Genomic DNA, 22,641 nt, shown 5'->3' on the forward strand with positions numbered 1-22,641 from the left:
TAAAGACGTCGACGATGATTTGCGAGCGTTCGACAAAAGCGGCAAAGGCGGCCAGTAGGGCAAAAAGCATAAAGTAGGAGACGATCTCTACACTGCCTTTGACGGTAAAGCCAAACTCACCACCAGTGAGCTTAAAGATATAACGGGCGACGACGTCTAGCATGGTGGTGAGAACAATAATGATAAGACTGATGCCGCCGATAAACTGGCACAATCTGGAGATTAGGACGCTGAGCTTGATTAGTAGGGCCATGTTGCACCTACCGCGTTACCAAAGGCAGATACATAATGAGTCGACTCATTATGTATAAGCGGCCAAACAGTCTGCATGACTGCTATAGATAATTTTTTTTTCATCATGAAATCCCTTCTTGATGGTTAAGCACTTTACGTATGATGGAACACTAAGCGTTTATCTAAATTATGGCTGTTGCAATGCGGCACCTGTTTTTGCTTGCAACTCATCAAAAGTTAGTCCATCGACCATGTCACGAACCATCAACCCTTGCTCAGTGATGTCAATCACCGCAAGATCCGTATAAATTCGATTGACACATTTTTCGCCAGTGATAGGTAGCTTTAAGTTTTCGACGATTTTAGGATCACCGTTTTTGCTAACATGATCCATGATGACGTACACCTTTTTAGCACCAACTGCCAAATCCATGGCACCGCCAACGGCTGGAATGTCTTTTGGACGACCCAAAAACCAGTTGGCAATATCGCCATTTTCAGCCACTTCAAATGCCCCAAGAACACATAGGTCAATGTGCCCTCCACGGATCATGGCAAACGAGTCACCATGATGAAAATAACTACCACCTTTGAGTAAGGTGATATATTGTTTACCGGCATTGATCAAGTCGCCATCTCTGTCCGCTTCCTCAGGCGCTGGCCCCATACCTAGTACACCGTTCTCACTGTGCAAAAAAATATCTTTGTCTTTCGGGAGAAAATCAGCGACTCGAGTAGGCTGTCCGATGCCTAGATTGACATACATGCCCTCTTCGATATCTTGGGCGACGCGCTTGGCGATCTCATCGACTGAACGTGGGGTGTAATCACTCATGATGCCTCTCCTTCAATACAGACGACTTCGTGGACAAAAATACCTGGGGTAATAATGTGTTCTGGATCGAGCACTCCCAGCTCAACCACTTCGCTGACTTGAGCGATAGTATGGTTGGAGGCTGCCGCCATAATCGGACCAAAATTACGCGCGGCTTTGCGATAAGTTAAATTACCCCAGCGATCACCCTGAAACGCTTTGATCAATGCAAAATCTGCTTTTATTGGATATTCCAATACGTAATTTTTGCCATCGATCGTCCGTGTTTCCTTACCTTCAGCAAGCAACGTACCATAAGCCGTTGGCGTATAAATGGCACCAAGACCACTGCCACCTGCTTGCATACGAGCTGCTAGCGTCCCTTGCGGTACCACTTCCAGCTCAATTTTCCCCGCTCGGTAAAGATCATCAAAGATGTACGAGTCGTGCTGACGCGGAAACGAGCAAATAATCTTGCGCACGCAACCTGATTTGAGCAATAGTGCCAATCCCGTCTCACCGTTGCCTGCATTATTGCTAACGATGGTTAGATCCTTAGCATTGCGTTCAATCAGTGCGTCAATCAATTCTGCTGGTTGACCTGCCAAACCAAAGCCACCTATCAAGATGGTTGCCCCATCATTGATATGGTTCATGGCGTCGATGGCAGATGCTGTCACTTTATTTAACATTAGATCATCCTATATAAAAGCGTTAAGTAGCCAGATACAAATAATTGAAACGCAGCTATTTACTCTAATGCTTCAAATGGTAAGCCGACGTAGTTTTCAGCAATGGTTGCTTTGCCAGCATCCGAATGAATAAAGTAATCAAACTCAGCCTGCTGTACCCGAAAATCAAAACGACCTGCACTCTGAAAACGGTGTAATAGCATCGTCATCCACCACGAAAAACGAACCGCTTTCCAAGCACGTGCCAAACAGATTTCTTGATAACGAGGAATCAGGTCAGTACGCTGTTCTTCATAGATTTTTACAAATAAACGAAAGGCTGTGTCTACGTCACTTGCAGCAAGGTTCAAACCCTTAGCACCCGTTGGTGGAACGATGTGCGCGGCATCTCCTAATAGGAACACTTTGCCGTATTGCATGGTTTCGCAGACATAAGAGCGCAGTGGTGCGATACTCATCTCGATAGCAGGCCCAGTCACCAATCGTTCTGCCATTTCTGGTGGAATACGACGTTTAAGCTCAGCCCAAAATTTTTCTTCGTTCCAGTTTTCGATCTTATCTGTATCGGGCACTTGAATATAGTAGCGGCTGCGGGTTGGAGAGCGCATCGAACATAGCGCAAAGCCACGCTCATGGGCACAATAAACCAGCTCATCATTCACAGGCGGGGTGTCACTCATGAGCCCAAGCCAGCCAAACGGATAGATTTTTTCGTATTCTTCTAGTTCGTTAGAGGGAATTGATTTGCGTGAGACACCATGAAAACCATCGCAGCCCGCGATGTAATCACAGTCCAGATGGAACAATTCGCCATTATGCTGATAGGTCACATAAGGATTGTCTGATTCAATATCATGGAGCTCGACGTTTTCTGCTTCATAAACCGTCGTGCCACCGACTTTTTCACGTGCTTCCATCAAGTCGCGCGTTACCTCAGTCTGCCCATACACAACGACATGCTTGCCGCCACTGTGTTTTTCTATGTCGATGTGGTAGTGCTCGCCCTGAAAACTAAAATCCGTACCAGTATGAACCAATCCTTCTTTATCCATGCGCGCTCCGGCCCCTGACTCGCGAATCAGGTTGACCGTACCCTGCTCTAAAACGCCTGCGCGAATACGACTTAGGACATACTCGCCCGTTTTGCGCTCTAAAATGACATTGTCGATACCCGCTTTCGTCAGTAATTGCCCAAGCAGTAATCCAGATGGGCCTGCACCAATAATCGCAACTTGTGTTTTCTGTTTCATGAAATCCCTCTCACTTGTTATTTGGCAAATTCCACTTTGCCTAAAGACGTTGAATAAAGAATACTAACGGTCTAAAAACACCTCTGTATTGCAAAATGATTCGCTAAAAATCAAAGAAAACCGTTTCATTGTCGCCTTGTAAATAAATATCAAATCGATAGCGGGGCTTACCATCGCCTTGCTCTTTTTTGGCAATCAGCGTTTTACGACGTTCTACTGAAGGCACGCTATTTAATATAGGACACTCGGCATTGGCCTCTGGTTCGTCATCGAAATAGGCACGGGTTTGTAGATGCAAATTGATACCACGAGCAAAAATGGCAAGGCTGACGTGCGGCGCCATGGGCTTACCGTAAAAACCCACCTGTCCTGGTTTTACCGTATGGAAATGGAAATCGCCATCTAAGGCACAAGCACTGCGCCCAAATCCACTAAAAGGTTGTTTATTGTCAAAATTGGCAACATAGTTACCATCGCTATCGGCTTGCCATATTTCAATCAGGGCATCATGAACCGCTTCACCATTACCGTCGTATACATGACCCACTAACTCGATATGCTCGCCTTTAGCACCTTCTTTGGCCAAATCTTGCCAAATCTCATCTGAACGAGATTCAAAACCTGCGATTTCTAATGCCAAACCGATATGCACAAACGGCCCTGACGTTTGAGAGGCTGTCTCACGCAGCAAACCGCTATCATCTTGTAATTTGTATTGGCTATACATGATCTACTCCTCAAAATACGTTTGTAATGCACCGCGCACCACGATATCAAAACGATAGGCCAGACAATCCATTGGCTTGCTCATAGTCATATCTAAGCGGGCAATCATCGTTTCAACCGCTTCTGGGTCTTTTAAGACCTGTACAATCGGACATAGCGGAATGAGCGGATCCCCTTCGAAGTACAATTGCGTAATCAAGCGCGTCGAAATAGAAGGTCCCATCACTGATACGTGGATGTGCGCTGGACGCCACGTATTAACACCATTTGGCCACGGATAAGGTCCTGGACGTACGGTACGAAAATGATAGCGTCCGTCGGCATCGGTGATAAAGCGACCCACACCACCGAAGTTCGGGTCGAGTGGCGCCAGATAATTGTCTTTTTTATGACGATAGCGGCCACCAGCATTTGCTTGCCACATCTCAACCAAGGTATTGGGCACAGGCTTACCAAACTGATCAATGACGCGGCCATGCATGATGATGCGCTCACCAATGGGTAGACCCGCCTGCGTTCCCTCTGTGCGAAAATTCATGAGCAAGTCATTGTCATATTGACCAATCTCTAAACCGTCAAATACAGGACCACTACGCTCTGAGTCACTGGCTCTTTGGATACTGACTAACGCCTGACTGGGTGAACGCGCCACCGAGGTTTTGTAGCCAGGCGTATACTGTGCAGGCTGCCAAGACCGATCACGTGGAAGAAAAGAAGGGTATTTATGACTCATTACGGTATTCTCCATTGCTATAACGCAAACCTTATTGATAATCAGTGCTTATGGTTTTGAATATTAATTGATTGGATTGCCCCAACCATTGTCTTTGGCCAAAGAAAACGCATGGTTGGCCGCTGGCACGCCAGCATAGATAGACACATGCATCAATACTTGACGCAATTGATCTTCAGAGATGCCCAAGCGTTTAGCCGTACGCAGATGCAGACCCAGCTCGCCGTCGCGACCAAGCGCGGCTAATATGCCCGTGGTAATCATGCTGCGCTGCTGTACGGTGAGGCTTGGATCACCCCACAGCTCGCCCCATGCATTACGAGTGATAAATTGCTGAAATGGGCTGTCTAATGTCGTGGCGTTTTTGGAAGCGCGCTCGACATGCGTGTCGCCTAAAATACGCTTGCGCTGTGTCAAACCCTGCTCATAGCTGATGCCTGTTTCGCCAACGGTGGCGCGTCCCGCATCAGTCTGAATATGCGCAACCAAACGATCAGGCGTTTCAATAGCGGGTACATGTCCCACGCTATCGAAAATGCTTAAGCTAGCATCAGCGAACTGTGCTTGTAGGGTTTCTAGTGCCGTAATCGGCGTGGAAACATCCTCTGCACCTGCGATTAATGCGACATGATTTTGATAATCAGCAAGCTTTCCGCGGTTATCCACTTGAGCCAATACCTCACACAGCTTGGCGTAGCTTTCGTCATCATTGCGTCCAAGCTGCACTTGCCAGCCTTGTGATACTTCAGGGTTTTTCTCGATATAAGCAGGTGCAAACCAGCGCGGTACGATGGTTGCTGCCATCTCGCTTAAACCCAACTGGCGCACGTTAGCAGCACGTTCAGCCCACGCATCCGCGGTACCGATGACTGCACCAGTATTGGTCAGCCATACTTGCTCTAAACGCTCAGCGACCAATTGGCATAACGACTGACCAATCACGCCGCCGATTGATGTACCAATAAAACTGAAACCTTCAATATGTAAGTGATCCGCCAACGCTACGACATCCAACGCCAACTGCTCAGCACTCAGTCCTTCTGCGGCTGCACCACTGCTACCATGACCAGGTAAATCCCAGCGAACGCAGCGGTAATGTCCATGCAGTTGATCGCACACGGTATCCCACACATCACGGCTCATACCGAGTGGATGCGCCATAAAGAGTGCAGGTAAATAAGTCTCACCACTGTCTTGGTAAGCAATCAAATGCGCGTCTGTTTTTAAAAACGCCATCATTCTTCTCCTACTCGTGAAACGATGAGCGCGATACCCTGCCCCACGCCAATACACATGGTGCATAGCGCCCGCTGTGCATCGGTACGTTGTAATTCGTGAACCGCTGAAATCAAGATGCGAGCACCTGATGCGCCTAGCGGATGACCCAAGGCAATTGAGCCGCCTCTAGGATTGATACGTGGATCACGGTCATCCAGCCCAAGGGCACGTGAGCAAGCCAGTGCTTGTGCAGCAAACGCTTCATTTAGCTCAATAATATCCATATCATCCAGCGTCAAATTGAGTTTCTTTAACAGCTTTTGAGTGGCTGGTACGGGGCCAATACCCATGATTTCTGGCAGCACACCTGCTGTTGCCATCCCTTCTATTTTAGCTACAGGGGTTAAACCGTACTTTTCAACGGCTGCCGCGCTCGCAATCAGCATGGCAGCCGCGCCATCATTGATACCTGAAGCATTACCAGCCGTTACCGTGCCGTCCTTATATATAGGACGCAGTTTTTCTAAGGCTTCTATGGTTGAGTCTGGACGTGGATGCTCATCTGTATCAACGATGAGTGCTTCCTTCTTGCGTCTCTCGATGGTGATAGGCGTGATTTCAGCCGCCAGTTGTCCATTATCTTGTGCAGCCGCTGCTTTTTGTTGCGACCATAGCGCGAAGCTGTCTTGATCCTCGCGTGAGATGTTGTATTGTTTTGCTAGATTTTCGGCAGTTTGCGGCATGGCCTCTGTTCCATACATCGCATCTAGCTTTTTATTGATAAAGCGCCAGCCCATGGTCGTATCTTGCAACGTCTGGCTGCGACCATAGGCTTTTTCGGGCTTGCCCATGACAAAGGGCGCACGAGTCATTGACTCAACGCCGCCTGCTAGCACCAGATCCATCTCACCGCTGGCAATCGCGCGAAACGCGGTGCCGACCGCATCCAGACCTGAGCCGCATAATCGATTGATGGTATTTGCAGGTACGGTCTCTGGTAGACCTGATAGCAGCACACTCATGCGCGCCACGTTGCGATTGTCTTCGCCGCTTTGGTTGGCACAGCCTATAAAGGCATCTTCAATCGCGCTGTGATCAAAGTCAGGCGCATCATCGATCACTGCTTTGATGACTTGCGCTAACAGATCATCAGGACGAATATCAGCCAGAGCGCCGCCGTAGCGACCGACTGCTGAACGTTTTGGATGACAAATATAGACTGCGGCCATGCTGCTCTCTCCCTAGAGACGATATGAGTACACTATGCGAGTACATTGTATCCTTACAATCCAATATTGATTACTGCCAATATTGTTCTATATAAGAATTATTGTTCGTATAATGAATTAAATTACACCCTTTTTTTTCGCTTGTCAATCGAGTTATTCCGTATTCTCTTCAATTGAAAGTCGTATCCAGCATTTCCTTTATCGCGGCAAATCTCAAGAACATGACGGATGACTTTTCCAAAAACAAAAAAGACCCGATTGGGTCTTTGTTTGATCGTATATAGGGGATATGAATAGCTGCCAATGCATCCAATAATCGTCAGTGGCATACTAGCATCAGCTGCTTTTTAGTCATCAAATCACATCATCCTCTAATCATCATTTGCATCGCCACTGATGATCCGTATCGTATCGGGATCCTTTAGTTCGGAGTTGAATATCTGTGCATAACGCAGGGTGGCGTTGGCATGCTCTCTCATTATTCCTTCAGCCCTTGCCCCTTGACCATGGCTGATCGCATCAAACACCGCGTGATGCTGCATATGGGCAAAATTAAACCGCCGATACTCGCCTGCCAAGTTGTCACGATCAATAGCCAATGAGCTGACGGATGCAAAGGGCATGTGTTCACTGCGTGTTTTTGCGATATCGATGGCAGGATTGTGACTGGCTTCAATGATTAACGCGTGAAAGCGTTGGTTAATCTCATGATAGATCTCAAGATCTTCTTCCGTCACATGCCCTTTGGCAAACAACGCATCCCCTCTTACCAGACATTTCACCATGCTTTGACGATGTTCTGCTGTCAGCCCCCTTTCCGCGGCCTGCCTTGCAGCCAAGCCTTCTAACACGCCTCTCACTTCAACGGCGCCATTGATTTCTTCGGTGGTTACTTCGCGCACGCGATAGCCGCGATTTTTTAGTTTAATCAATAACCCTTCTTGCTCAAGCGAACGAAAAGCGATGCGTATGGGCGTACGAGAGACCCCAAGACGTTCAGCCGTCGGTATTTCAGCGATACGCTCTCCCGCGACCAGCTCACCTGAGAGGATCATTTGCCGCAATGCGCTAATCACACGTTGTCCCGCTTTACTCATTCAAACCTCACCATCCATTCACATTTTTAAAAGACCAAACAAGCCAGCCATCGACACCAACATCAAAATTGACATCAGTTAGCTCAGCATCAGCATAGCACGCTAGCAGCATAAACAAACAGTGCGCGCCCATCATAGACCAACCATACTGTTTTTTATTGGTTATGTCTGCTCAGGTATACTTTCGATAAGAATGACGGAGGCAAAGTAATACCTAGCAGTAAGAATAAATACATCACTGCTGATCTGTATAAAATTCACATGAAGAAATAGATAATATTAACTTATTGGATCCAATATACCCAAATTATAGTAGACAAACGCTATTTTTATGATAAATTGGATCCAATTAAAGGGATTTTTACACACAAAAGGAGTTTGAGATGTTTCCAAAAAATTGCTGGTACGTCGCCTGTACGCCAGATGAATATCAAGAAAAGCCACTAGGACGCACCATATGCGGCGAGAATATTGTCTTTTATCAAAGCGACACAGGGGTCGCCGCCGTCGAAGACTTTTGCCCGCATCGTGGTGCGCCATTATCACTCGGTTATGTAGAAGATGGCCTGCTGGTGTGCGGCTATCACGGCTTAAAAATGGGCAGCGACGGCAAAACCGCCGCCATGCCAGGCCAACGCGTCAGAGGCTTCCCTTGCAACCGCAGCTACCCTGTTGTCGAGCGTCATGGATTCGTATGGGTGTGGACGGGTGATGCTGAGCTTGCCGATGAGTCCAAAATTCCAGAACTAGAATGGGCAAACGATCCTGAATGGGCGTATGGCGGGGGTCTGTTTCACATCAACTGCGATTACCGCCTTATGATCGACAATCTAATGGATCTCACCCATGAAACCTATGTCCATGCCAGCAGTATCGGACAAGAAGAAATCGACGAAACCCCTGTCCATACTACCTCCGAAGACGATATGGTTATCACCAGTCGCTTTATGGAGAACATCATCGCCCCGCCTTTTTGGCAGGCGGCCCTGCGTGCCAATCAACTGGCTGACGATGTGCCTGTAGACAGATGGCAGATATGTAAGTTTAGCCCGCCCAGTCACGTTATGATTGAAGTCGGGGTTGCCCATGCTGGAAAAGGCAGTCACGACGCGGATCCTGAGCACAAGGCAGGCAGCATCGTCGTCGATTTTATCACCCCTGAGACGGAGACCTCTATTTGGTATTTTTGGGGCATGGCGCGTAACTTCAAACCCGAGGACACCGAGCTGACAGAGCAGATTCGTCAAGGACAGCATCAGATCTTCAGCGAGGATTTGGAGATGCTAGAGCGTCAGCAACTCAACCTATTAGCGTATCCTGAACGCAAGCTCTTAAAATTGAACATTGATACCGGTGGCGTCAAATCACGGCGTATTTTAGACACGCTCATCAAAGAAGAAAACCAATTGATAGAGAACGTCAATCTATAGACGCCGATGTTAATACCCTTATCAAATGACAAATCAAATGACAATTTAATGAACAACTGGCTAAACACGCTGGCATGGTGTTTAGCCAGTGAAGGATACCTATCATGATGGAAGTTTTGGTAAAGTCAAAAGAAGTGATCGCGAACGATATCTGTCTTTTTGAGCTGGCAAGCGCAGATAATGAAGCACTGCCCCCCTTTAGTGCTGGCGCCCATGTTGATGTCAAAATGCCTAACGGCATCACGCGCCAATACTCGCTATGCAATCATCCCCACGAAAACCATCGTTACCAAATAGCGGTACTCAAAGACCCAGCCTCACGTGGTGGGTCGGTCGCGATGCACCAGCAAATAAATATCGGCGATCGCATAGAGATCAGCGAACCCAAAAACCTTTTCCCACTGGCTCACGATGCCAAGCGCAGCCTACTGTTTGCAGGTGGTATCGGCATCACACCGATCCTATGTATGGCAGAGCGACTGGCCCATACTGGCGCAGAATTTAAGCTGCATTACTGTACGCGCAGCCCAGAAAAAACCGCTTTTATGCAGCGCATTCAAGCATCGGCATTCGCTGATCGGGTACATTTTCATTTTGATGATGGAGATGCCGCGCAAAAGTTGGATACCGCAAGCATCCTTGCCGCACCTCACTCTGACACGCATGTATACGTGTGTGGCCCCGGTGGTTTTATGGAACACGTTCTTGAAACGGCAAAAGCACAAGATTGGCCGTCTGCACAATTACATCGCGAGTATTTTTCTGCCACGCCGATCAGCACTGCTGATAATGGCAGTTTTGATGTTCAGATCAGTAGCACAGGGCAAATAATCAACGTGCCAGCGGACAAAACGGTCATCGAAGCCTTAGAAGCGTTCGATATTGAGATCCCTTTTTCTTGCGAATCGGGTATGTGCGGCACGTGCTTGACTCGTGTGTTAGACGGCGTGCCAGACCATAAGGACGTCTTTCTCACAGAAGAAGAACAAGCAAAAAACGACCAGTTTACCCCGTGTTGTTCGCGGGCGAAAAGCGCTCAGCTGGTACTGGATATTTAGGGCCTGTTACCTTTAAATCAAGCCTTAAAAAAGACCCAAACAGGGTCTTTTTTTATTGCCTATTATTAAGGCATTTTTTCAATCTGAACGAAAGCCTCTAAATAGACTAAAAGCACGGACACATCCTGGGGTCTATTGAAGATTCAACAGACCCTAGTAAACGTTTGTTAGTTACACTTTGCAAGCCGCACTGGCTTCTTGCGCTTTTTCATACACCATTTGTGCATCTAAACCCAAGGCGGTGACATCGTTTAGATACTTTTCAGTGCCAGCCTTTAGTCGCCCTTTCCAATGCGGGTCATTTAAGGGGTCAGGGATGTCGATCATGGTATCGCCTTTGGCTTTGGCTTCAGCCATATATTTGGCATCCTGAGCATCAAAGACTTTACCAGCGCTCGCTGCCATGGCTTTACCTGAGTTATCATCGATGACTTTTTTAAGGTCGTCAGGTAGGCTCTCATACTTGTCTTTGTTCATCGTGACCATCATAGCAGAGCTATAAAACGGAATATTGGTATGCGTGTTGGTCAGCTCGATCAACCTAAACGGCCCCATCGCATCCCACGTCAGGCTTACCCCATCTAACACGCCACGCTGCAAAGAGGTATACAAATCCGTGGCAGGCAGACCGACGGGCGTACCGCCTGCTGACTCAATGATATCCCCTGCGATCGCTGATGGTCGGCGCATACGCAGGCCTTGTAAGTCATCTGGCGTACGGATAGCTTGGTCAACGGTATGCATCCCGCCAGGGCCAGTACCCATCATAAATAACAAATGGGTATCATCGTACTCACTGGAGATCACTCCATCATCATACAAGGTTTGCAGCATACAGTTCATTTGCGTGGCTGAACTGGACAGCCCTGGTAGCTCGGCGACTTGAGTCAAGGGGAAGCGGCCGTTGGTGTAGCCTTGTAACTGTGTGCCAATATCAATAGTGCCTTTGGCAGCGGCCTCATAGGTGGCATCGGGTTTGCTTAGGGTGGCGGATGGGTATATTTCGACTTTTAAGCGGCCGTTCGAGTCTTCCTCGATGTTTTTTGCCCAAGGCTCTATCACCTCTGTATGCGCGGCGGCTGTCGCTGGCCATAAATGTGACAGGCGTAAGGTGGTGACCTCATCATTACTCGTCTCAGCACTTGTCGCGGTCTCATTTGACTGCGAGCAACCCATCAAGCCCATCAAAGCTGCCAATGTCAGGCTCAGAGGCAATATCTTTTTCATCGTAAAGTCCTTTTTTGATCGTTCAAGTACCGCAGATTCCATATATGCTCAATGAATGTTGTCTTGTAAGCCCATGGTCTGAAGTAAAAACAGTAAATATCCATATTCATATGGTCAAATTTTTATAGTCAAATTACCTATCGATACGATTACTTTTGTTCTATAATAGAATTAATGTTCGTATAGTGAATTAAATTAAACTTTTTTTATTCTTCTGTCAATGGCTTATGCTAGTACGGATGCTGTCTATGCCAGATAACATCAAGCATGACCTATGACGTCAATTGACCTCATAGGAGCTAGGTATCACCTGATAAAAAAGGCTGCCAACGCTATAAAGCGTTGGCAGCCTTGATGTCGAGATAAGAACCTTTTTATGAGCTATCAAATATAATAGGTTTGGATTTTTTCAGCACAATCACGCAATATAGGCAAAAACTCTTCGATGAGCATCTCTTTTGACACGCGCATGGCGTTGGTACTGATATTGATTGCACCGATTAATTCATTATTTGATTTATAAATGGGTAGTGCAAGTGATCGCAGACCGGTATCCAGCTCTTGATCGACAACCACGTATTGCTCATCGTAAGCGTCGCTTAACATTTTTTTGAATTGTTCACGATCAGTGATACTAAATGGCGTATACGCGTTTAGCTCTATTTTGTTGACGTAGTCTTCACGCTCATCTTTGGGCAGATTGGCCAAGATAGCACGGCCCATAGAGGTGTAAGCAACAGGCAGCCGAGTACCGATAGAGAGTGCAATTGATAATAGGCGATGTTTGGCAGCAGAGCGTGCGATATACACCACTTCATCATCATCCAATACCGCAAATGAACAAGATTCACCCGTTTTTTCGGTCACCCGTTCTAGATAGAACTGCACAATATCGTGATGATGCGCACTGCTTAAATAACTGGATCCAATGCTGAGTGTCTTGGGAGAGAGTTTGAATTGACGCTTATCTTTATGGACATAGCCTAATGCATGTAGCGTCAGCAGATAGCGCCGAGCCTTTGCTCTGTCCATATCCGTACATTCGGCGACCTCACTTAACGTCATGGTCGAATGGTTGTCATCAAACGCCCGCAGAACGCTCAAACCGCCTGCAAGAGACGTCACGAAATCTGGACTATCAAAGGGTATTTTCTTATCTTGTGTCATAGAAATATTTTTTACACTTACCAAAGTTAGGGATTCTAAATGAAAATCAATCGATTAATCAATCAGCCTTTTGTACATCTTGGCGTTGCCGAAGCGCTTTCTGATCGAGCTTTTATTCAAGCAATGATAAATTTTGAGTTAGCCGTTTTAGAACATAGGGAGCAGAATCAGCTTATCCCAAAAAACACGTTTCAACAATCTAAACAAGCATTAGACATAGAGTTGTTTGATATTGATGCCATTGGGGCCCAGACTTATTTGGGTGGTAACGCGGCTATTCCTTTTGTGGCACAAGCAAAGTCTTTGCTACCGTCAGACGTAAGGCCTTTTTTTCATCAAACACTGACCAGTCAAGATGTGATTGATACCGCCATGATGATGATGCTCAAGCCCTCACTTGAGCGTATCACACAAGATTTGGAGGAGGTACTCACCGCTTGCTCGGTACTGATTAAAGCGCATCGCTCGTCACCTATGGCAGGTAGAACCTTGATGCAGCAAGCCTTGCCGATCACTTTTGGCACAAAAGTCACCCAGTGGGCAGCCCCGCTGACCGCCATCATACCTGATTTATCGCAGTTAGTGCAGTCAGGATTTTACTTGCAATGGGGCGGCCCTGTGGGGGTAAGCAACGAAGATAACGAAGATAACGATTTGCCACAACAAGTGGCAGCATCGCTTGGGCTATCAGCCCCCCTGCTCCCTTGGCATACCAATAGACAGCCTATCCATGCGATTGCTTCCCTGTTGGATGCTTGTGCAGGCACGATAGAAAATATTGTCGATGACATTGCCTTGATGTCTCAATCTGAGTTGGGTGAAGTGGCTGAACCTCCTATCGAGGGCATGGGCGGCTCTTCATCTATGCCGCACAAACGCAACTCAGTACTATGTGCGTTGATAAAAACCGCCGCGCTTAGAATGCACGGGCACTTGAGCGTCATTAGTAATACAACCGCCCAGCCCTTTGAGCGCGCACTGGGACAATGGCATGCCAGCTGGGTACCTTTGACGGAAGGCACAGCGTTGGTAGCAGGCGGGATGTCGTACTTAAAGACCTTATTACAAGGGCTGCAAGTGTATCCTGAGCGTATGGCCGCCAACCTTGATTTAAATAGCGATGCTTATTTGAGCAAAAGCTTAAAGGCCTACTTTGCAGATAACAAAGACGCCATCTATCCTTTGATAGCGCAAGCGAGCGAGGAGGCGCATAGCAAACACCAAGGGTTTGTCACTACATTTCAGGCCTTGCTAGCAGAGCAATCTGTCGACCTGAGCGAGGATGATGGGCTGACAACTATTTTATCTCCACTCAGCTATTGCGGCGCGGCGCAAAGACAGTGCGACACGATATTGCAAGCCATTGAAAATATGACCTTAAAAAATGAGTCAGCGTGATGCATAACAGCCATCGGATGGATTGACAAAAAACTCAAAAAAAGGTATTTTAAATTCACTATACGAACAAGAGTTCTTATTTAGAACAAATATTTTATAATGCAGCATCAAAAAAGGGATTTTATGATGAAAAAAATATTGCCTCTGAGCCTGACACTCGCCGCTTTGATCGGCTTGTCGGGTTGCTCGCCATCAAACGATACCGCTGCCACAAGTACAGAAGCCGTCACTACCCTGCGCTTCTCGCACTTTTGGCCTGCCACAGCAGCAACGCATACAGAGATATTTGAACCTTGGGCGCGTAAGGTCGAAGAAGAGTCTGGCGGTCGCCTCAAGGTTGAGATATATCCTTCAGCGACTCTCAGTAAATCTGACGCTACTTATGATGCCACTGCCAAAGGCACCGTCGATATCGGCTCTCAGTTGCAGGGCTACACCAATGGCCGATTCCCCTTGACTCAAGTGGCAGAGCTACCGGGTCTGTCTAACTCCGCCACGCAAATGAACTGCATCTTGCAGACGCTCTATGATGATGGGGTGATATCGGATGAATATGAAGACACCCATTTGCTGTTTATGATGGGTACTGGCCCTGGGGGGATGCACACCATCGATAAAGCCATTCGTACGCCAGATGATTTAAAGGGCCTACGTATGCGTCGACCATCAGCGATCGCAGGCGACATCATTGAAACTGCAGGCGGCACACCAGTCGGACTACCGGCTACCGATATCTATACTTCGCTCCAGCGCGGCGTGTTAGATGGGCTTAGTTTGCCATGGGATGCCACAGGCTCTTTTCGATTGATCGAGCTGACCAATACCCATACCAATATTCCTTTTTATAGCTCTGCCATCATGGTAACGATGAATAAAGACAAGTACGAAAGTCTGCCTGATGACCTCAAAAAAGTCATCGATGATAACTCTGGCAAAGCCATGGCAACGAGCGCTGGTAAAGTATTCGATGCTGAAGATGCCAAATACATGGCCGAAGCCAAGGCCAAAGGTGACACCATGATCGATATCCCTGACCCCCTAAACGATCCGCAATGGAAAGGCCCATTAGAGGCAGGCACGCAAAAATATCTAAACGATGTTGCAGCATTAGGCCTCGACCCACAAGCGGTATATGAGAAAGCACAAGAAGCCAGCGCCGCGTGTAAGCTTTAATCCACATCACGGTTTATAAATGATCAAGGAAGATCAAACATGAAAATAAAAACACTTATGACATGGATATCATTGCTTACTGCTGCTGTCTTATCGACGGTCGCAGCGAACGCAGAAACACGGGTCATCATGCTGGGCACAGGAACACCAGTGCCCAGCGCCGAACGCGCAGGTTCGGGTGTCGCTATCATTTATAATAATGAAGCATACTTGTTTGATATGGGGCATGGAACAGTACAACGATCGATCCAAGCTTGGAAAAAGATGGATGCCCCTGAATTAAATCCAACGAAGATTAAAAATGTGTTTCTGACGCATTTACATAGCGATCATACTTTGGATTATCCAGAATTGGCGGCGACTTACTGGTGGCGACGTGACCAGCAGCTACATGCTTACGGGCCAACAGGTCTTCAGGACATGACCAATGGCTACTATGATATGCAAAAAATGGACATTTCCCTGCGCCTCAATGGCAATACGCCTGTCCGCGATACCAATATGTACAAAGTCGCCATCACGGAAATATCAAAAGACGGTATTATTTTCGATAAGAACGATGTCACGGTAGAAGCGTTCACAGTAAGTCATGGCGATATCGAGCCTGCTTATGGCTATAAAGTCACCACGCCTGATAAAACGATCGTCATTTCAGGCGACACCACCTATAACGAGAACTTAGTCAAAAAGGCTGAAAACGTAGACATTCTGATTCATGAAGTGATCAGTCATGAAGGCTGGAGTGCGCTGGATAAAAATTGGCAAAATTACCATCAACTATCCCACACATTGACGACAGATTTGGCTAAAGTTGCAAACAAGACAAAGCCTGGTCTATTGGTCTTGACCCATGTATTGCATTACGGCGCTCCCATCGAAACTGCTTATACTGAGATTTCAGCGCTTTATGATGGAAAAGTGTCATTGGCAAACGATCTTGATGAGTATTGAATTATTAATAATATTGAGTTAATAGTATTTAAGCTCATCAGACCGTTTGCCAAAGCACTTTTTGGAGCTGTCCTAGATAAGTAAAATAATCTAGGATAATCAGATGAGAAAGAGTAGATTAAGTTGGTACAAACAAACCAGACTCATTGAACTATTTGTTGCTGGTTGTACAGTAAGAACAGCACCAAGCTTATTGGCTGTTAATAAAACGACAGCAAGCCACTCCTTTCATCATCTTAGACTACTAATTTATAAAAATAATCGCAGACGCAAAGGCAAACGTGGTCGCGGTGCGGGTAACAAATTTCCTGTTTTTGGACTGCTTAAGCGCAATGGCAGCATCTATGCTTGTACCATTCCTAATGCCAGAGCTGGTACCTTAATTCCTAACATGAAAGAGAAAGTAAAGCCTGATAGTATCGTTTACACTGACTACTTTAGAGGTTAAAAAGCGCTTGATGTCAGTGATTTCATCCATTACCGTATCAATCATTCAAAAGATTTTGCACTAGACAGAAACCATATTAACGGAATATAAAACTTTTGGAGGATAGCGTCATATGCGTAAATATAATGGCATCCTAAAAGAGCATTTCCATGTGTTTTTAAAGGAATGTGAGTAGCGTTTTAACTACAGCGATACAAAAAATCAATTACATCAGCTAAAACAATGGGTTAAACAGGAACTGAACTAATTATCTAGGACAGTCTGATTGTAAAATTAACTCCTCATCCTCAAAATACAAAAAAAGCCTTTCAAACTTTATATTTTATAGCTTGAAAGGCTCTATCGATCACGAATTTTTATCTAGGTGAAAGTTTTAAACTTGGGGTTTAAATAACTCCAAGCGACTTATCCAACAAGATGTAAGCTAAGACTCTATTGTTTAATAATCAACAGTATAACTTAGACCATAGGTTGTCCCTGTGGCAGGTAGACGGTTCAAGTCGCCAAACGTGGTTTGATGATAAACCGTTTGATAGTCTTTATTGAGTACGTTATAAACCCCATAACCCACTCGACCTACTGGCATGTTTACTTGACCCAATACATCTAAAGTCATATAACCTGTGACTGCCAGCGCACCAGCATCAGGGTCTTTTTGTTGATCTTTAAACGCTCTATCATCGCCACCTATAGCCAATGCTTGCAGTCTTATGTTACTACCTTCATCAAAGTTATATTGAGCAAACGCAGTACCTTTGAGCGGTGTCAAGCGCACCGCATCTAACTCCAGCCAATCGCCATCTTTCTTATACTGACCACGAGTGTAAGCCACACTACCGCCCACTTTCCAGTTATCGCTTATATCTTGGGTGAGCGACCCTTCTACGCCATATATTCGCTCATCGGTATCTACCACTTCTACGGTATAGTCGTTGGTAAAACGCACGGTTTTGTCTGAATTATTATAAAAACCCGTTACTCTTGCTGACGTGTCACCACGCTTACCTTCCCACCCTAAGTCGTAGTTATTAATCGCAATAGGCTGTACGTTGTCTGAGTTGACCACAAAACCTGCCCTTACATCACGCAGCGCGCGCTGTATATCAGCGGTAGTGAAACCTTGAGAGAAGTTGGCAAATATTTGATCGTTCGGTGTCAGCTGATAACTGCTACCGAGGTTAAATAACGTTTTGTCGTGATCCGTCTTACCCTTTGCTACTTCACCTGCTTGATAGTCAATACCATATTGCTGGCTGACACCGCTAATACGAGGGTCCTCAAAATACTCCTCTAACAGTTGCTCGTAAATGGGGGTAAAGGCGTCTGTTTCTGCCTTAAGCTTTTGATAGCGCACACCAGCACTGGCGTGCCATTTATCCGTGATGTCTGTATCAGCATTGATAAACACACCAATCTTATCAATAGTCGTGTCCGGCCCACCATTATAGGTCTTGCCGTTAGACACAGCAGTCAGACCATTACTGGCGATAAACGTATTTAAGTCTTGGCCCTTATAAGTTTGTGCGCTGTTTTCACGCTCAAAGTCCGCCCCATAGCTCAATAGCGTTTGTTTACCACCAAACTCGGTGTCCGTCTGCATGGCGGCACGTAGACCCATCACTTCGATATCGGCTTCTGATTGCATCACGTAAGTTGCAGCACCTAGTAACTTCTTCAACGTCTTTTCATCGGTCAATCCGTTTGCCTGCCAGACTTCAGAGGCTTGTTTGTCAGCCGTTTTACCAGAAGGATAAAAACGCCCTTTTTCATCGCGGTAGTAACCCGTAATGCTTAGATTAGAACCAGCAACATCGTCGTTGTTATAATTAAGATTGACCGAAGTTTTGGTGGTGTAAGGCTGATCTTCTATACGAGCACCATCGATTGCCTTTAAAGACGGCGGCGCGGCATTGGGATTTAGTAGTACTTGTAGGTTTTTGCCATAATCTAGGCCATAGTCGGTATCTTGCTCATCGTTATAATAAGTCACTGCAAGATTCACGCTTTGGCTGTCATCGATGTCTATACCTAAGTTGGCGTTGACACTCAATGATTCGGTATCTTGTTGATCGGTTTGATTGACATCTGGGCCGATACGGTCGCCATGGCTATCGAACTTGCCACCTCTATTCTCATAATCCACATCTAAGCGGCCATAAACACGCTCGCCACCATAACCCAAGCTCTGACCCACATGATAACCCAATGAATCTGATTCGAACTCACGGCTGCTGTCAATACCCAATCGAGTTTGACCTGTAAAACCTGCGCCTGCTGCCGATTTGGTGACCAGATTAATGAGGCCACCTGCTGCGCCAGCGCCATAAATACTGGTCGCACCAGAAAGCACCTCTACCCGCTCAAGCTGCGCTGGATCAATACTATTTAGCTCTCGTGATAAGCTGCGTGAGCCTGATAAAGGCACGCCATTTAGCAAGTATTGTACCGGACGACCGCGCATGGTCGTACCATAGTTGCTGGTTGAGCCACTACTAGCACCCAAACTCGGAATCAGCTGTGCCAATATATCGCCTGTAGTACGGTTGCCTGTGGCCTGCTCTCGAATATCTTCTTCACCAATCACTTGGGTAACGGCTGGCATCTCACTGATTTTTTGTGCCAGCGCCGTTCCCGTCTTAGCGCGCGCTGTTACCGTAATAGTATCTAAAGTCACGTTTGGTACATCACTGGCTATCGAGTTTTCGGCAGTGTCTGTCATTGGGATAGTAACGTTGGTTTGCGCATACAACTGCTGGCTAATACAGAGCGTAAGAAGGGATAGAGCAACTTGATGATGGCTTTTCATTGTCATTTCACTTATTTGAATAGTGGCTGGATAATGTTCTGAGTTATGTTTAGCTCGTAATACAGAATGTACTAAGTTTGTGAATGGCATTGTAAATGATAACCATTAACATTTCTATACCTATTTACAAATTCAAAAGCCACTGGTGCTTCATAACAGATAAGTGCGCCAAGGAGATGCATCATCAGCTCTATTGACATACACATCTGGCTCTACCTACCTATGACTAAAATAATAAGTCCAGTTGATTTTTTTTGTAGGCTTCAAAGAATATCTGGAATTTTGTCTCATCTTGCTGATGCTTATCTTGGCAATCAGGTGATAACTGCTGGGCAACTTTTAGCGGCAATACAAATACCCCATCATTATCCATAATAGCGATGTCGCCTGAGCGAATCAGGGTACTTTGCGGGCCAAAGCGATAGCAGATATCAGCTCCTAAAATACCTTTTGTTTCATTACTCTTAAAGGTGGTGACCGCGCTCACGCCTTGAGCGAATACAGGAAAACCCAACTGCTGAATTTGTAACGAATCCGTCGCTTGTCCAATGACGATAACGCCAGCGAGCTTTTCATAAATAGCAGCGCAAGTACGTAACGCACCCCAACAGGCTTTGATGCCGAGCACTTGCGCATCGATACACAAGATGTCATTCGGCTGCGCCTGAATCAACGCTTGATTAATCACCTCCGTATTGTCTGAGTTCAACGTCGCTGTGATGACTTTTCCAACGATAGTACGGGTGCAAGGAGACAGCGCTTTGATATCTGGTAAATATCCCACTTCGGTCAAATGACCAATGGTCGAGGTGGCTATGTCTTTGTAACTCTCTACTAGCGTATCAATATCGATTTTATCCATTAATTTTTCTCTCATTATGCTTTCGTACTGAATCCACCCTAACATTTGCTTCAATGTTTTTTATCCTAAAAAAAGGATTGGTGGTCACACTCTCCCCTGCGGGCATGCTGCCATGCGGATCGTCACCGCGTTCAATCACGGGCAACAGCAATGTCTTATGTGGATAGTATTGAGTGGTCAGTAGCTGCTCGCGGAGAATCTCATATTGATCGGCATCAAAGTCAATATCCGTCAATGCCCTATCAATACTGTCCCTCGCCTCACGCCACAGAACTGCTTCACTAATCTTATAATGCGCTGACAATGCTTCAATAATGGCGCGAAGATTGACCAATATACCCAAGGACTGAAGATAAAATATCAGTGCTTGCGGGGTCTCTCGGTACAAGCGGTTTTTAAAATTGGGCGGGCTTAAATACTCAGGATCTGCTATTTGATGCCGCGCCAGCCACGGCAAATAAATACGTACCGAATCATGATCGCGCAATAGCAAGCTGGTAAAACGATGATTTTTCATCACCATCACGATGTTTTGTCCGTGCATCTCAGGGGCAAGCCCTAAACGCAGGCAGCGCAGCATCGTACCCAAAAACACCTCGCACAGGTTTTTGAAGCAATCAATAGCCGCGCGTTTTATATACGCTGTTTGAGTCGTAGGCGATTTTGCTTGGATGATCTCATCAAAGATATGATGACTTATACCGTCTTTAGACACCAACATGCCGAGGCTTGCCATCGGCAGTAACCGCACTTGGTCATCACACAGATCCGTTGGCAGAATCCTGAGCATAGCGCCCAAATGCGTGGGTTTTTCTTGATAAAAATAGGGGTTGGTTGCACTTTTATCTTGTAGATGCGTGGGTGACATATAGCCCCACCAAAGGCACTCATCCCATAGCCGTAATGTTGCTGATAAGACATTATCAATCTGTCTTGCCTGCATCAAAATCGCTTGGTTTTTTTCGCCATTGATCAGCTTAAGTGCTGGCAAGTAACGTTTGGAGTTTAAGGCGTACACTCCTATGGGCAACTTGATGCTATACGGCGTATCGGCACTCAACAGCATACTGCGCATAGAGGCGCTGGCGTAAGTGATGGGTGCATTAAATACTAACTTTACAACCGTGCCATCTGCCAAATCCTTAGCATAACTATCAGCGTCATGGTTAGAAGCATCGTTATCACAAGAATTATTATTAGAAGGATCAATCACTTGAGCCAGCTGCCAAGGATGGACAGGTATCGCCACATGAGTGTCTATCAGGTTGTGGTCTTTCATCTCCCGTGCCAATCGCTGTTGCTGCGTCTTGTCCAATAAATACGCCGCTGGATGTTGCTGGCTGATGTCTTTTACCTCAGCCGACATCATAAGATGGCTTTTGGCAACCGCTACCCACACCAACGCAATGGGCTGATTGAACTCTGCCATGTAATGCTGATACTCTGCTGCTGTAAACCCCAGCTTGCCCTTAGCCAGCGGATGAAACGGACGATCCATCAATGACGCCCATTGCTCTGCGGCAATCAGGGTTTGATACCAATGCGGCTGACTATAGACCGTCGTAGAGATATCGGCATGGGCAGATTGGGTTTTGGCAATCAAGGACGCTTGCAAACTCTCTTTTAATTTGACAATTCCTGTCGCACTCAGTGCTGAGTGTTCCATAGCAGACAGTAAAATATCTAATAGCGTCTCTACTGTCTCTACTGTCTCTACTGGTTGCAAACAAGCGCTGATAGAGTGGTTCAAACGATATAAAATCGGTACGCAAGACTTATACAGTCGCCATGGTGCGGTATAGGCTGACTCCACGGGTAATAGCAATCGGCTGTCGCTGCTGATTTGAAGCACCAGTAATGGGTTGTCTTGAACAAAAAATGATTGATAAGCGTTTGATAGTGAATCTACAGCCTGTGGTAAATCTTGCTCTGCTAGATAGTCAAACGTTGTGGTTACCACAATACGATTTTTCGCTAGCCACTGCTCAAGTAAAACGCACTCAATCAGATACGTCATCAACGAGCTTTGTATTACCACCATATCAGGCTGGCTGTCCGAATGACTGATTTGGACTGGAAATAAAGTAGGCATGGTATTTATCTTGACTGTTTCATCGGTATTTAACAT

18 protein-coding genes and 2 pseudogenes are annotated in these 22,641 nt (G+C 46.3%); 6 read left to right on the forward strand and 14 right to left on the reverse strand.

All coding sequences use genetic code 11. The features are described 5' to 3' along the window. The 9 genes and pseudogenes from JMX93_RS00005 to JMX93_RS00045 form a co-directional block, all read right to left on the reverse strand. Positions 1-253: pseudogene (locus JMX93_RS00005) on the reverse strand (TRAP transporter small permease); the annotation flags it as partial. Between the two features lie 168 nt (positions 254-421). Then, positions 422-1,069, reverse strand: a complete 648-nt coding sequence (locus JMX93_RS00010) for a 3-oxoacid CoA-transferase subunit B (RefSeq protein ID WP_198333213.1) — start codon at positions 1,067-1,069, stop codon at positions 422-424. Beyond that, a complete protein-coding gene (locus tag JMX93_RS00015; RefSeq protein ID WP_499203473.1) occupies positions 1,066-1,740 on the reverse strand; it encodes a 3-oxoacid CoA-transferase subunit A in 675 nt (224 codons plus the stop codon). The genes JMX93_RS00010 and JMX93_RS00015 overlap by 4 nt, the downstream gene beginning before the upstream one ends. Positions 1,741-1,799: 59 nt before the next feature. Continuing rightward, positions 1,800-2,990, reverse strand: coding sequence for a 4-hydroxybenzoate 3-monooxygenase (gene pobA, locus JMX93_RS00020; RefSeq protein WP_499203474.1), 1,191 nt, complete (start codon positions 2,988-2,990; stop codon positions 1,800-1,802). A gap of 103 nt (positions 2,991-3,093) precedes the next feature. After that, positions 3,094-3,717 (reverse strand): protocatechuate 3,4-dioxygenase subunit alpha, encoded by a 624-nt coding sequence (gene pcaG / locus JMX93_RS00025; protein WP_198333217.1) that lies wholly within the window; start codon positions 3,715-3,717, stop codon positions 3,094-3,096. Positions 3,718-3,720: 3 nt separating this feature from the next. Further along, positions 3,721-4,449, reverse strand: coding sequence for a protocatechuate 3,4-dioxygenase subunit beta (gene pcaH, locus JMX93_RS00030; protein ID WP_499203475.1), 729 nt, complete (start codon positions 4,447-4,449; stop codon positions 3,721-3,723). A gap of 63 nt (positions 4,450-4,512) precedes the next feature. Then, positions 4,513-5,688: an alpha/beta fold hydrolase gene (locus tag JMX93_RS00035; RefSeq protein ID WP_499203476.1), complete on the reverse strand. Its 1,176-nt coding sequence runs from the start codon at positions 5,686-5,688 to the stop codon at positions 4,513-4,515. Further along, on the reverse strand, positions 5,685-6,896 hold the full coding sequence (pcaF, locus tag JMX93_RS00040; protein ID WP_499203477.1) for a 3-oxoadipyl-CoA thiolase: 1,212 nt from the start codon (positions 6,894-6,896) through the stop codon (positions 5,685-5,687). Before pcaF ends, JMX93_RS00035 begins: the two co-directional genes overlap by 4 nt. A 371-nt stretch (positions 6,897-7,267) precedes the next feature. Then, entirely contained in the window at positions 7,268-7,993 is a 726-nt protein-coding gene (locus JMX93_RS00045; RefSeq protein WP_198333221.1) for a GntR family transcriptional regulator, read from the reverse strand. A 383-nt stretch (positions 7,994-8,376) separates the two neighbouring features. Here JMX93_RS00045 and JMX93_RS00050 point away from each other — a divergent pair, with 383 nt between their 5' ends. Together JMX93_RS00050 and JMX93_RS00055 are read left to right on the forward strand one after the other, a co-directional pair. Beyond that, positions 8,377-9,423 carry a Rieske 2Fe-2S domain-containing protein gene (locus JMX93_RS00050; protein WP_198333222.1) on the forward strand — a complete coding sequence of 349 codons (1,047 nt, stop codon included), beginning with the start codon at positions 8,377-8,379 and terminating at the stop codon, positions 9,421-9,423. A 104-nt stretch (positions 9,424-9,527) separates the two neighbouring features. Further along, a complete protein-coding gene (locus JMX93_RS00055) occupies positions 9,528-10,481 on the forward strand; it encodes a PDR/VanB family oxidoreductase (protein ID WP_198333223.1) in 954 nt (317 codons plus the stop codon). Between the two features lie 171 nt (positions 10,482-10,652). Here the strand turns inward: JMX93_RS00055 and JMX93_RS00060 are convergent, their stop codons facing one another. Further along, positions 10,653-11,708, reverse strand: coding sequence for a TRAP transporter substrate-binding protein (locus JMX93_RS00060; protein WP_499203478.1), 1,056 nt, complete (start codon positions 11,706-11,708; stop codon positions 10,653-10,655). Between the two features lie 384 nt (positions 11,709-12,092). Then, positions 12,093-12,875, reverse strand: a complete 783-nt coding sequence (locus JMX93_RS00065; RefSeq protein WP_227685988.1) for an IclR family transcriptional regulator domain-containing protein — start codon at positions 12,873-12,875, stop codon at positions 12,093-12,095. 39 nt (positions 12,876-12,914) lie between these two features. On the opposite strand from JMX93_RS00065, the gene JMX93_RS00070 reads away from it, so the two are divergent. From JMX93_RS00070 to JMX93_RS00085, 4 genes and pseudogenes are all read left to right on the forward strand, one after another. Further along, positions 12,915-14,273: a lyase family protein gene (locus JMX93_RS00070; protein WP_499203479.1), complete on the forward strand. Its 1,359-nt coding sequence runs from the start codon at positions 12,915-12,917 to the stop codon at positions 14,271-14,273. A 126-nt stretch (positions 14,274-14,399) separates the two neighbouring features. Then, positions 14,400-15,446 (forward strand): TRAP transporter substrate-binding protein, encoded by a 1,047-nt coding sequence (locus JMX93_RS00075; protein WP_499203732.1) that lies wholly within the window; start codon positions 14,400-14,402, stop codon positions 15,444-15,446. 39 nt (positions 15,447-15,485) lie between these two features. Continuing rightward, a complete protein-coding gene (locus tag JMX93_RS00080; protein WP_499203480.1) occupies positions 15,486-16,397 on the forward strand; it encodes an MBL fold metallo-hydrolase in 912 nt (303 codons plus the stop codon). Between the two features lie 103 nt (positions 16,398-16,500). Then, positions 16,501-17,092, forward strand: a pseudogene (locus JMX93_RS00085) (IS1595 family transposase). Between the two features lie 192 nt (positions 17,093-17,284). On the opposite strand, the gene JMX93_RS00090 reads toward JMX93_RS00085, so the two are convergent. The 3 genes from JMX93_RS00090 to JMX93_RS00100 all read right to left on the reverse strand — a co-directional run bounded on the left by JMX93_RS00090 (position 17,285) and on the right by JMX93_RS00100 (position 22,641). Beyond that, complete coding sequence (locus tag JMX93_RS00090; RefSeq protein WP_499203481.1) at positions 17,285-19,651, reverse strand: TonB-dependent receptor; 2,367 nt, start codon at positions 19,649-19,651, stop codon at positions 17,285-17,287. Positions 19,652-19,877: 226 nt separating this feature from the next. Continuing rightward, positions 19,878-20,528 carry an RraA family protein gene (locus tag JMX93_RS00095; RefSeq protein ID WP_499203482.1) on the reverse strand — a complete coding sequence of 217 codons (651 nt, stop codon included), beginning with the start codon at positions 20,526-20,528 and terminating at the stop codon, positions 19,878-19,880. Then, entirely contained in the window at positions 20,506-22,641 is a 2,136-nt protein-coding gene (locus JMX93_RS00100) for an IucA/IucC family protein (protein WP_499203483.1), read from the reverse strand. Before JMX93_RS00100 ends, JMX93_RS00095 begins: the two co-directional genes overlap by 23 nt.

It is taken from the genome of Psychrobacter muriicola 2pS (assembly GCF_904846535.1).
Lineage (GTDB): Bacteria > Pseudomonadota > Gammaproteobacteria > Pseudomonadales > Moraxellaceae > Psychrobacter > Psychrobacter aquimaris.